The following is a 12,465-nucleotide window of genomic DNA, read 5'->3' as shown; positions in this document are numbered from 1 at the left end:
CTCTTTTGAAGATCAGCAGGACTCACTATATCGCATATAGCGGCTGCCGATGCATTGCAGCGCTTCCGCAGGAAGGGCTGCAATGCGGTCCGTCAATCAGGCTTCGATGTGACGGTCGAACCAGCCGTGGGCGGCGGCCTCGGCCAATTCGGTACGGACTTCCGCACGCGTCTTGCTGTCTACATCTTGTTGCGCGTACTGGTTAGGAAATTGTTCGTTCAGCTTTGCGCTGCTTTCACCCACTACGATGTTGCCGCTGCGGATGGCGTCGGCCAGCTCAGCCTGAACCTGGGTACGGGTCACTGTGGAGTGTGTTTGTTGCTCGGGGTACAAAGCAGGGAACTGTTCGTTCAGCCTGGCGCTGCTTTCGCCGGTCACGATATTGCCGGTCCGAACGGCGTCGGCCAACTCGGCCCTGACTTGATCACGGGTAAGCGTTGCGTTGGTATTGGCGGCCATGGCCTGTCCGGCAAACAAGGCGGAGAAAGCAAAAGCAATGGCGGAAACTTGAGTGCGTGTCATGATATTTATCCTTTCATTCAAAGTGTGGGTTAGGCCAGTGCGGAATCGTTTTCCGATGGCTTCAGCGAGTGGCTTAACTGTTTAGCTCGTCGATGGAGTAACTTTAATAGCTCTGTAATAATGAATAAATAGCTTGAAATGAAATATACTATTCATGATAATGAAATAATCGACGGAAGAGAGAAGACGCCATGGACCGTTTGCTTGCCATGCAGGTGTTTGAAAGGGTGGCCAATGAAAGCGGCTTTGCTGCGGCAGCACGCAGCCTGGATATGTCTCCTCCGGTCGTCACTCGTTTGGTTGCCGAACTTGAGGGCCATCTTGGAACACGCCTGTTCCAGCGCACCACACGCAAGGTATCGCTGACGGATGCAGGTGTGGCCTACCTGGCTTGCGTGCGGCAGATTTTGCAAGATGTGGACGAGGCCGATGCGCTGGCTATTGCACATACAAACCGGCTGGCGGGCCGCTTGCGTTTGCATACTTTGCCGGTACTGGCCAGTTATGTGGTCGCCCCTTTGTTACCGGAGTTTCGACGGCGTCACCCTGGCATAGTGATTGAGCTTGAAGTCGAGTCTTACAGGGATCCATCCATCGAGGATTTTGACATCACCTTGCTGGGGACCGATGCAAGTTTCGATGCCAATATCGTGGCCCGCAGAATCGTTGAATCTGATGTCATACTGGTCGCATCTCCCGAATATGTAGAGCGCAAAGGTGCGCCTCAACGTCCCGAGGATTTGGTCCAGCATGATTGCTTGCGTCTTAAAAGGCCAGATGGCTCGCTACGGGCATGGCGTATGTGGCGCTGTCAGAGTCCCGATCAGGTGGTTGAACGCGATGTCGAAGCAGTCCTTGTCGCAAACCACACCGATACTTTATTGCGCGCGGCAATTGATGGCGCCGGCATTACATCGATAGCGCTGGATATCGCAGCGCCTTATCTTACCCGTGGTGATCTGGTACGCGTACTCAGTCCATGGGTGACAGGCAGGCTCGCCATGTATGCCGCAGTGCCCAGCCGCAAATTCATTCCGCAGCGGTCGCGCGTATTCCTGGATTATCTGGTGGAGCAAATTCGTGAGCAGCACGATAAGGCATTACATGCATGCACGGCGTGTTGATTTGCCCGGATTGGCTTTGTTCTGGCCGGTGCGGCCGGTCCGTGAGGGGTGACAAACAGAGACGCCACATCGCATGGCTGGATGACGCAGCCTTGATAGACTTTTCCCGGGCTAATAATTAGACTGTTCCCACACGAACAAACAAAAAGGAACGACCCCATGACGCCACAATCGCTCGATATGATTACCAGGCTGGTGGGTTTTGATACCGTGTCGCGCAACTCCAATATGCAGTTGATTGAATACGTGCGCGATTATCTGGCAGGCCATGGCATAGACAGTCAATTGGTTAAAAGCCAGGATGGCAAGAAATCGAATCTGTTTGCATCAATAGGGCCTGATGTCGAGGGTGGTGTAGTCCTGTCGGGACATACCGATGTGGTGCCGGTAGACGGTCAACCCTGGGATACCGATCCTTTCGTCCTGACAGAGAAGGATGGCAAGCTATATGGGCGTGGCACTTGCGATATGAAATCCTTTATTGCTGTCGCGCTGGCTGCGGTGCCCGATATGTTGAGCGCTGGTCTTGCGCGCCCCATACACTTTGCACTGAGCTACGATGAAGAGGTTGGTTGCGTGGGGGCGCCCGCACTGATCGAACGCATGGTGCATGAAATCGCAAAGCCCAGTGCGGTCATTGTCGGCGAGCCGACCAGCATGCAACCGATCAGTGCGCATAAGGGCTTGGGTGCTGTGCGTACGACCGTCATAGGGCACGAGGCGCATTCCAGCCAGATGCAGCGCGGCGTAAGCGCGGTCATGACGGCTGCCAGGCTCATCACATTCCTTGACGACATGATGCTCAGCAACAAGGCCAAGGCCAGACCTGATTGTGCTTTCGTACCGCCGTACACTACTGTGCATGTAGGGTTAGTCCATGGTGGGACCGCCCTGAATATCATTTCTCGTGAATGCTCATTTACCTGGGATGTGCGCACTTTGCCAGATGAAAACTGGCGTGATTATCTTGACAGTTTTGAGCGCTACGCCAACAGTTTGCTACCTGCGATGCAGGCTATTTCTCCCAGTGCGTCCATTACGACTGAAGTGCTGGCAGAGGTACCGCCGCTGATTGACAGCGATAATGACGAAGCACAGCGGATCGCCATGAAACTATCGGGCTGCTCGTGTTGCGGTGTGGTGCCTTATGTTACCGAAGGCGGCCAGTTCAGTGCGCATGATCTGTCGGTGGTGGTATACGGCCCTGGCTCTATAGATCAGGCGCATCAACCCAACGAGTACATCGAGGTATCTCAGGTTGACGAGTGCGAGGTGTTTGTAAGCAAGCTGATAGATCAGCTAAAGCAATAGCAAGTGCTTATGGATAAGGCTTCTTATATGGTTGAGGTCACAATGTCAGCCTGATTAAGGCACCATTGGCCAGTGTCTGCCGGGGCATGCCTCCTTGTCGCCCCTCCTGCAACAGCTGTAGACCGCCCAGCCACGCACCGTGGCCAAAGGCCAGCACGGGTCCTTGCGCCCCCCTTATACGATCACGTACGCGAGCAATACGGGTGCTGAATTCGTCCATGGATTCGCCCAACGGAAGGGTATGCAGCGCATTTTGCCATGCGCCGGGGTGGGCGGCTTCCAGCTCGTCCCAGGTGCGGCCCTCCCAGTCACCAAAGGCGATTTCGGCCAGGTCAGGATCAGCTTCTGCACCGGGAAACCCATACAACTCTGCGGTTTGGCGTGCCCGGCTCAGCGGTGAGGTCAGGACCAGGGCGAAATCCTGATCAGTCAGTGCCTGCCGATTGGCGGCCAGCATGGCCAGGTCCTGGGGCCCCATTGGGTTGTCCAGCGCGATGTCGCGCTGGCCCTGCAGGCGGCCCTGGCTGTTCCATGGTGTACGGAAATGGCGAATAAACCAAAGCTCTACCATGTGTTTAGTCCGTCAATAAAGGGGCACTGTGGCTGTCTATGGTCAGGAAGACGGGAGCCCCTTCGTCGTACGGTGGAATGCCCGTCGAGTGCAGTGTATCAACGATGATCTGGCCATCGGGAGTTTCGACCAGGTAGCGGATCTGGCTGCCCAGGAATTCCCTATGTGTGACTTTGCCAGGGATGTCGCCACCTGCCGCTGTCAGTTGAACGTTCTGCGGGCGCAGTACGATGCGACTGGCATTCTCGACAGGCTTGGCAACGCTCAGTCGTTGTCCGCCAGCGGTCATGAAACTTTGGCCTTGAATCGTTCCGTTCAGAATGTTTGCCGTACCAAGAAAGCCCGCCACAAACGTATTGGCTGGATGGTCATAAAGCGCTTGTGGAGTACCGATTTGCTGGATGACGCCTTTGTTCAGCACGGCCATCCGGTCGGAGGTAGTGTTGGCTTCCTCCTGGTCGTGAGTTACAAAGATGGTGGTCAGGCCAAGCTTGCGCTGCAGGGCCAGCAGTTCACGCCGCATCTGGACGCGTAGCGCGGCATCAAGATTGGACAAGGGCTCATCCAGCAGCAGCACTTGTGGTTCGATAGCAATAGTGCGGGCCAGTGCCACGCGCTGTTGTTGACCGCCCGATAGTTGCGCGGGCATGCGGTCTGCCAGATTCAGCAGATTTACGGTTTCCAGCGCGGCTTCGACCTTGGGGCCGATTTCGCGCGCAGGCATCTTGCGCTCCTCAAGGCCAAAGGCGACGTTCTTGCGCACCGACATGTGTGGCCACAGGGCGTACGACTGGAACACCATGCCCACATTGCGCTTCCAGGGGGGCAGGTTGGCAATATCGCGATCGCCGATCAGGATGCGGCCGTGCGGCGTAGGGCCAAAGCCTGCAATGGCGCGCAGCAGCGTGGATTTTCCGGAACCCGAGGGGCCCAGGAATGCAAAGAATTCACCTGGTTCGATCACCATGTTGATGCCTTCCAGCACCTTGGTGGCACCGAAGGACAGGTGCAGATCCTCGATACGGATTCCTGCTTTGCTTGATGTCATATTTGGTCTCCGAAACTTAGTGCTGTCCGTCGCCGGTCATGGTTTGACGTGCACGCTCGCGCTCGATGATGCGCTGCGAAAGATAGGTGCCAATTGCCACAATCACAACGGCCAGGATGCCAAGGGCAGCGCCGGGCCCGCGTCCTGCAGGCGATTGCATGTAAAGGTAGATGCCGTAAGCAAGAGGTGCGTCGGACGAGCGCGCAACCAGCATGATGGTTGCCGAGAGTTCGACGGCTGCCGTAGCGAAACTGGTCACGAAGCCGGCAAGTATGCCTCCCGTCATCAAGGGCACCACGATGCGCCGTATGGTGCTGGTGCGTGAAGCGCCCAGGCTTTCGGCGGCCTCTTCAAGCGAGAGAGAAATCTGTTGCAGTGCCGCCATGCATGCCCGTAGTGCGTACGGCAGGCGACGCACGGCCAGCGCAACGATGATGATGCCCCAGAAGCTGGACATCTGACCCAGGCCAAAGGGGAGCTGAATGCTGTGGAACATGCGCAGATAACCTATGCCCAGCACTACACCTGGAACGGCCAGTGCTGCAGTTGCCATATAGTCCAACCATTTGCGTCCGGCCAGCTTGGTGCGGATCACAATATAGGCAATGGCTGTGCCCAGGACCACATCGATCACGGCGGCCGAGCTGGCATAGATCAGCGTATTCCAGACATACTGCGAGGATTGGGTGAAGATGGTGCCGAAGTGCTGGAGAGTGAACGCGTCAGGCAGCGGTGCAAAAGACCAGATTGTGCCAAATGCCAGCAGCAGCAGTCCAATATGCGGCGATAGCACCATGGCAAGTATCAGTCCGATCACGGTCCATGCCAGCCATTTCTCACGCGGCTTCAAGTCGCGGCGCGATAGTCCGCCGCCACCCTTTTGTACTGTCGCATAATCTTTGCCTCGCATGAACAGGAACGAGGCCCAAAGTGAAAACACCGAGAATGCCACCAGGATGAAAGAAATCACATAGCCCATGGGGTCATTGATTCCGACACCGGTGACACGCAGGTAGGCCTGCGGCGCCAGCATATTATTGACGTTCAGCAGCAGGGGAGTGCCCAGGTCGTCGAAGACCTTGATGAAGACCAATGCAGCGCCAGCCAGATAACCGGGCATGGCCAGCGGGAAGACGATGCGGCGGAACATCCGCATGCCATAAGAACCCAGGTTCTGCGCCGCCTCTTCCATGGAGCGGTCGATATTGCGCAAGCTGGCTGACAGGTTGATCAGGATAAAAGGGAAGTAATGGATGGACTGAACCAGAATGACGCCGGACAGTCCTTCCATGAACGGAATTCGAAAGCCGAAATATTCGTTCAGGAGCAGGTTGATGGAACCGTTGCGGCCAAACAGCAGTGACATAGCCACCGCGCCCACGAAGGGGGGCATGATCAGCGGAATGATTCCTAGTGCCTGAATTGCAGCAGTGCCGGCGAAGTTAAAGCGTGTGGTGATATAGGCCAATGGCAGTGCGATCGCGGTCGCGACCACCACTGACATTGCAGAAACATAGAACGAGTTTACGAAGCTTTCGCGAAACAGCGTCGTGTTGAAGAAATCCTGAAAGTTCTGCAGTGTAAAGACGCCCGTGCGCGCGTCCAGAAAGGCGACATAAATCACCTGCGCCACCGGCAGGATAAGGAACGCCATCAGAAAGATCGCGATCAGGATGCCGGCGACTGCAGCACCTGACAGGCGCGGGAACAGCGTGAAGCGGCGCGGGGCGGCGTCCCGGAAAGTAATGTCTGTCATGCTCGTCCTAAAGGGAATGGGCGGGCCAAGACCCGCGCTCGATCAGGGCGCGGGTCTTGGCGGAGCTGAGCGTGTGTATTACAGCGCTGCTGCTTGCTCGGCCAGTTCGCGGGCCTTGCGATAGTTTTCCACCGCAAAGCTGTCCCAGCCCTGTTCAACTTCAGCCTGACGACCGACGACCTTGGTTTCGGCCTTGGCACGCGAGGTGGTGAAGACGTTTGCGAATGCAGGGTCTGATGCTTGCTCTGCGGTAATAGGCATGGCTTCGATCAGCTTGCGGGCCTCGGCGATGAGGGCAGCAGCCTTGTCGTTGCCGTTTTTCTCATGTGCTGCTTCGGCTTTATGTATGGCCGATACTGCTTCGCGCAGATCTTCCAGGCGGTAGGTTATCAGCACATCGAACAAGGAGTTCACGAGGTTATAGCGTTCGCCCGATGTATCCACATCGAACTCAATCGCACCGGGTGCGAAATCTTTGGAGAAGGGGTTGGGGAAGCCTTCAGGTGTGTTCTCGTAGGCGGCAGGATTGACCGGCAGGCGCATGATGGCCGGGTTCAGCAGTATTTGCTGGCCCTTGGGTGACAGCAGGAACTCGATGAACTTCACCGCACCTTCTTCATTAGGCGCATTTTTGATGACGGCGATATTCGCAGGTACGATGGCGGTCACGCTTGGGTAGACCAGCTCGACCGGAAAGCCTGAGGCCTTGGATGCCAGACCAAAGAAGTCGATCACAATACCGAAGCCGGTAGCGCCCGAGTTCACTGCATCAGGTACGCCGAAGCTGCGTTCGGTCACGGTGTTCATATTGCCCGCGATCCATTTCCAGGTGGCCCAGCCCTTATCCCAGCCTTCGCCCTGCAACAGGGTTTCGACCGTCAGGTGGGTGGTGCCGGAGCGTGAGGGCGCGGACATCGCGACATGGCCGCTGTATTCTGCACGTTTCAGATCGTCCCATTCTTTGGCTGGGGGCAGGTCGTTGGCTTTGGCATAGCGGGTGTTGTACATGATCCCATAGCCTGAGGCCGCGAAGCCATAATAGTAGCCATCGGCATCATTAATGGGATAGCCACCGATCGCATCGGGAATGCCTTTGGAATCTATATCAACCTTGGCCAGGAGTCCATCGGCTTTCAATACTTCGAAGGCGTCGGGCGCCGAGGCCCACATCAGGTCTACACTATTGGCGCTCTGGGTTTCCTTCAGGTGAGAAACAGCAGCATTGGTGTTGCGGCTGACCACTTCCAGCGTGGTGCCCGGATTGGCGGCCTCAAAGGCGGTCTTGAACGGATCGGTCAAGTCTCGCGGGAATGATGTGACGACTGTTACCGTATCGGCAAAGGCCAAGGCAGACGTCATCAGTAGCGCGGCGGCAGTGGCGCTGAGGGTCAAGATTTTCTTCATTTACTCCTCCTGGTGTTTGTTTGTTCTTTCCATGCTGTGTCAGACGGATCATGGCGATGCAGAACCGGATTACGCCTGTACGGACAAGACTATGCATGAATATTCTAAAACACTCAAGTATTTGTTTTTAAAGAATAAAATGGGTTAAACCTGACTCATTTCATGGGTCACTTCTGACCCGAATCTGCGCCCTCCAGTAGCTTGTGATGACGCAACCGCAGATAAAGCCGCTTGCGCGGAATGCCCAGCAAGTTGGCTGCCTCGGTTTTGCGGCCGCCGGTTTCCATCAGTGCGGCGCGCAACAAGCGCGATTCGAAATCTTCCATAGCGGCGTCATAGCCAGGGTGGCTGGTTACCGCCGTGCGCTCACCCTGAGCGGGTAGGCCGGGATCCATGCCTATAACCAGGCGTTCGGCCAGATTGCGAGCCTCGCGCACGTTGCCGGGCCAGTCATGCCAGGCTATTCGGCGACGCAGGGCTTCGTCGATATGGATTTTGGGCAGGTTGTGGCGTGCGGCGGCATGAGTGGCAAAATGGGCGACTAGCAGTGCTGCGTCGTCGTTGCGCTGGCGCAGTGGCGGCAGTTGCAGTGCGGCATTGAAGCGGTGAAACAGATCGGGTCGCAACAAGCCATCAGCCATCAGCGTATCGGGCGGGCGTTTGACACTGCCGAAGATACGGAGGTCGACGGGGCGTGGTGCAGCACCTAGCGGTGTGATTTCGCGTGCATCCAGTACTCGCAGCAAACGTACCTGAAGATCTTCAGGCATGGATTCCAGCTCGTCCAGATACAGCGTGCCACCCTCGGCCCGTGCAATAAGACCGAGGGAGTCGCCGGTGCCAAACAGTTCGCGGTCAACCTCGGCCGCATTCAGCGCTCCGCAATTGATCGCAATAAAAGGGCCGTCTGCGCGTGCAGACATGGCATGCAGTACCTGGGCGACAAGTTCCTTGCCAGTGCCGGTTTCGCCTGCGATCATTAAGTCGACCTGCAGGCCGGCGAGTGTCTGTAATTGTCTGCGCAAGTCCTGCATGGCCGGGGAGCGCCCGATCAGTTGTTCCTCGGGTATCGTGCTGCGATCCAGGCGATCGCGCAAGTGGTGGTTTTCCAGCTGCAGGTTGCGCATGGCCTGCGCACGTCGCAGTACATCAAGCATCAGTTCGGGTGGGCAGGGTTTTTCCAGAAAATCATGCGCGCCTGCGCGCATGGCACGGATGGCGGCTGGCACGTCACCGTGTGCAGTGATCAGGATGAAGGGAACATTCGCTGCCAATTTTTGAGCCCGATCCAGAAAGTCCAGCCCCGAAAGACCAGGCATGCGCAAATCCGAGAGAATTACACCGGGAAAATCGGGATGTAGCGCCGCCAGTGCGGGCGCGGCATTTTCGAACCCCAGTACTTGAAATCCAGCCAGTTCCAACGTTTCTATTGTGGCCAACCGCAGGTCGGTGTCATCTTCGACCAGCATTACCTGTGCAATGTCACTCATTATTTTTTTCCTGCCAGCGATTCAGGCGTAGCCGTACCATGGCTCCGCCTTCCGGCTGTTGTTCTATCTCCAGGTGTCCGCCCATATCCTGCATGACGTTAAAGGCAATTGACAGGCCTAAACCCAGCCCCTTGCCTGGTTCTTTAGTCGTCACGAATGGGTCGGTCAGCGTCTGCCCGCTTTGTCCGCCCAGACCTATACCATTGTCGCGGATCGATAGCCTGACGGGATCGCCCTCATGTAATTCTATGTGTATCAGCCCCGGCTCGAGTGCCGCTTCGCGCGTAGCGATGGCATCCAGCGCATTGCCAAGGATGTTCAGCAAAACTTGCTCAAGCAGAATTTCGTCGCCGGCGACTTGCAGATCGCTGAGATCATGGCATTTTACGCGCACCCCTTCGGCACGCAAGCGGTGGTCTAGCAGTTCCAGCGCAGCCTGCATAGGCTCGGCCAGCGGTACGCAGCCATTGCGGTGAGCCGACCGACGAGCGATGCGGCGTAGATGTCCAATGGTGCGCGTGATGCGTTCCAGCAGAGCGTCAATTCGAGCAATGGCGGGGCGGGCGTCAGGATGAGCCGCACCCAGATTATGCAATCGGTGGCCGATGGCAGCCAGAGGCTGGTTGATCTCGTGACTGATGGCGGCCGACATCTGCCCAAGGGCGGCCATTTTGCCCGCCTGCACCAGATCGCGTTGTGTCAGCTCCAGTCGCTCTATGGCTTGCTGGCGCTCGCGGACTGAAGCGCGAAACACGCCTACGGCATGTGTCATATCGGTGATTTCGTCTCTTTCGTTTGGTTCAGAGGCGCTTGCATCGTGAGTCTGCAGGCCCCCTGTCAGGTCTCCTTGGGCGATGCGACGCAGATCGGCAGACAACGCTTCTATCCGCAGCAGGATACGGCGATGGACAAAAATTGCCAAAATGGCGGCGGTTGCTATTGCCCCGATCAATGTCACCAATGCCAGCCAGATCGAACCGCGTTCGATAGCGGCTGCTGCCGCATCGGCGCTTTGCTGGGCCCCAATGCGTTCGGTCCGGCCCAAGTCAGTCAGTGCAGCTTGCATCCGGGCCAGGCTCGACTGAGCTGCATGTAGTTCGGTAACGGCGGCACGATGAAAATCCAGCCGCTGCTGCTGCTGGGCGAAGACGTTGCCTTCACCTGTCGCCAGTGCCTTGAGCTTGTCCAGTGTCTGGACCAGCAGCTTGATGTCCACGCGCGATGGCAGGTTCAGTTGTGCCAACGCCAGCCTGTCCAGTGTGTCGCGGCCAAGTCCACGAGCTTGCTCCAGCGCATCGAGATTGTCAGCTGACCGCGCCTGCAACAAAAGCGCGGTCAGTGTGGCGGCCTCTGACCCAATCTGCTGCATCCGGTCACGTAGCAGCCAGTCTCGCGATAAGGCTTGCTCGGCTCGGCTGCGGGTCACTTGGTCAGCCGCGCTGACCAGGGCCGCCAGTTGGGTGTCCATATTGAAGGACAGATCGCTAAGAATTCCTTGCACTTGATCCTGCGCATCGGCATGGACCCAGCGTAGCTCTATGCCAGCCCTGGCCTCGGCCCGGGCATGCTGGGCCAGATCTGCGCTGATCCGGCTGAAATCGGTCAGGGCACGTCGCAGGTCCCGTTCAGCCACACTGGTTGCCGCGCGAGTCGCGGCCCGTTCTGGTGCTGCCTGCAGTACCGGTGAGGCCAGAACTGCCTCAACCCCTCTTGCTGCCTTGTCTATGGCCTGTTGCATCGGTGTTGCAGGCATGGCGGGATCTGCGACCATTTGCATGGCGAGTGCGGCCAGATCACCTGTTGCCTCGGCCAGCTCGCCCGCCAGGGCAACGGCAGGAATGCGATCCTGGGCCAGCGTGCGGAAGTCGTTTTCGGCCCGCAACATCACGCCCATGCCCACTGCCAGTACACCTGCAGCAATCAGCACTACCAGTATCAGTGCGGCCAGCAAGCGCCCTCTGATGGAGCCGCGCCAGTGTCTCATGGTTGTTCCAGCAAGCGGATGAGTGCCTCGGCATCACGCAGTATGGTGTGAGAGCGCTCCGACCATTCCACCAGTGTCTCGCGATTTTGGGAGGTTGAGCGCGCCTGGTGCTCGGTCAGTGGCATCCATGTCAGCAGGCGCCGGATGCGAGTGCGTTCCGCTGCGGGGGCCTGGCTCAGCGCCCGCAGGCGTCGCCACAGGTCGCGGCGCAGCAGCAGGTCGCGTGCAACAAAGGCTTCGAAGATCTGATTGACCTCCCAGTAACGCCGTGCGGCCAGCTCGGGATCGTAGCGTGACCAGCTGAAATTCAATGCCGCCCTGACTTCAGGGTTGAGGGATTCGGCCAGTTCCGCACGGACATCAGGATTGACGGGAATGCGGCGCACATCGGGACGAAGCAATATGCGCTGTCCGTCCTCGGACAATACGAAGTCCATGAAGGCGTGAGCAGCCTTATTGTGCTGACTTCCCCGCAATGCTGCGATTCGCGCCGGGATCATGATCACCGGGCGGCCATAGCGGAACACCAGTCCATCTGTGCTACGTGTGAGCGCCAGGAAGTCTATGGTCAACCCTATGGTGAAATCACCCCTGACAACGCCCTCCAGCACGCCAAAGCTGCGGGCGGAAATGGTGTTCAGTTGGCCAGTCAGCTCCAGAACCCATGCCCAACCCGCCTGCCAGCCGCGATCCTGCAGTATGGTCTCCAGTAGAGAATGCATGGTGCCTGACCGCATAGGGTGCGACATTGCGATGCTTTGGGCAAAGGCGGGATCCAGCAGATCGTTCCAGTCTTGCGGCACCGGGAATTGACCTGTGGGACCGTGGGGGCTGCGCCATGTCCAGCCCACTGCCGACCAAGCGAAATCGGCATGCGGCCCATGGCCCAGGTCCACCAGCAGGCCGGCGTGTTCCAGCACCACGAAAGCTTCGGGGGCCGACGCCCAGAACAGGTCAAAGCGTCGCTCGTTGCCAGCTAGCATCTCATCGACGGCGGCGTGCGTGTTCTTGTTCAGCACCCGGACGTGGATATCCGGATAGCGCTGCTGGAATGCCTCTAGCATGGGGTGGGTCATACTGGGCTGGTACGAGGTGATAATCCGCAGTTCTTCTACTGCCATGGAGAGGGCGGGCAGGGCCAGTGCTACCAGCAGGGATGTCAGTCTGAAAATTCGGCCGACGGCTCTGGCTGACCGGTTCTGAGTTGAACGTCGCATCTTTTTCGTGCTGCAAAGTTTTGTTGTGCTGCGGTGTG

10 protein-coding genes are annotated in these 12,465 nt (G+C 57.7%); 2 read left to right on the top strand and 8 right to left on the bottom strand.

The window, feature by feature from the left end; genetic code table 11:
* Window positions 1–96: 96 nt before the first annotated feature.
* On the bottom strand, window positions 97–522 hold the full coding sequence (locus tag ERD84_RS14055) for a DUF4148 domain-containing protein (protein WP_130040293.1): 426 nt from the start codon (window positions 520–522) through the stop codon (window positions 97–99).
* A gap of 191 nt (window positions 523–713) precedes the next feature.
* Here ERD84_RS14055 and ERD84_RS14050 point away from each other — a divergent pair, with 191 nt between their 5' ends.
* Both ERD84_RS14050 and argE read left to right on the top strand, forming a co-directional pair.
* A complete protein-coding gene (locus ERD84_RS14050; RefSeq protein ID WP_130040292.1) occupies window positions 714–1,646 on the top strand; it encodes a LysR family transcriptional regulator in 933 nt (310 codons plus the stop codon).
* 159 nt (window positions 1,647–1,805) lie between these two features.
* The gene (gene argE, locus ERD84_RS14045; RefSeq protein WP_130040291.1) at window positions 1,806–2,957 is read left to right on the top strand and encodes an acetylornithine deacetylase; all 1,152 of its coding nucleotides are present in this window, start codon (window positions 1,806–1,808) and stop codon (window positions 2,955–2,957) included.
* Between the two features lie 37 nt (window positions 2,958–2,994).
* On the opposite strand, the gene ERD84_RS14040 is transcribed toward argE, so the two are convergent.
* The 7 genes from ERD84_RS14040 to ERD84_RS14010 all read right to left on the bottom strand — a co-directional run bounded on the left by ERD84_RS14040 (window position 2,995) and on the right by ERD84_RS14010 (window position 12,427).
* Window positions 2,995–3,528, bottom strand: a complete 534-nt coding sequence (locus ERD84_RS14040; protein ID WP_130040290.1) for a histidine phosphatase family protein — start codon at window positions 3,526–3,528, stop codon at window positions 2,995–2,997.
* Window positions 3,529–3,532: 4 nt separating this feature from the next.
* Entirely contained in the window at window positions 3,533–4,576 is a 1,044-nt protein-coding gene (locus ERD84_RS14035; RefSeq protein ID WP_130040289.1) for an ABC transporter ATP-binding protein, read from the bottom strand.
* 16 nt (window positions 4,577–4,592) lie between these two features.
* Window positions 4,593–6,230: an ABC transporter permease gene (locus tag ERD84_RS14030; protein WP_245150713.1), complete on the bottom strand. Its 1,638-nt coding sequence runs from the start codon at window positions 6,228–6,230 to the stop codon at window positions 4,593–4,595.
* 180 nt (window positions 6,231–6,410) lie between these two features.
* Window positions 6,411–7,736, bottom strand: coding sequence for an ABC transporter substrate-binding protein (locus ERD84_RS14025; RefSeq protein WP_130040287.1), 1,326 nt, complete (start codon window positions 7,734–7,736; stop codon window positions 6,411–6,413).
* A 167-nt stretch (window positions 7,737–7,903) separates the two neighbouring features.
* Window positions 7,904–9,226, bottom strand: coding sequence for a sigma-54-dependent transcriptional regulator (locus tag ERD84_RS14020; RefSeq protein WP_209019834.1), 1,323 nt, complete (start codon window positions 9,224–9,226; stop codon window positions 7,904–7,906).
* Window positions 9,219–11,210 (bottom strand): ATP-binding protein, encoded by a 1,992-nt coding sequence (locus ERD84_RS14015; RefSeq protein ID WP_130040286.1) that lies wholly within the window; start codon window positions 11,208–11,210, stop codon window positions 9,219–9,221. The genes ERD84_RS14020 and ERD84_RS14015 overlap by 8 nt, the downstream gene beginning before the upstream one ends.
* Entirely contained in the window at window positions 11,207–12,427 is a 1,221-nt protein-coding gene (locus ERD84_RS14010; RefSeq protein WP_130040285.1) for an ABC transporter substrate-binding protein, read from the bottom strand. The genes ERD84_RS14015 and ERD84_RS14010 overlap by 4 nt, the downstream gene beginning before the upstream one ends.
* Window positions 12,428–12,465 lie beyond the last annotated feature (38 nt).

The organism is Pollutimonas harenae (assembly GCF_004153685.1).
In the GTDB taxonomy this organism is placed as follows: Bacteria; Pseudomonadota; Gammaproteobacteria; order Burkholderiales; family Burkholderiaceae_B; genus Pusillimonas_C; species Pusillimonas_C harenae.
Note: the sequence above shows the minus strand (reverse complement) of the source record. Positions and strands in the feature narration are given on the sequence as shown.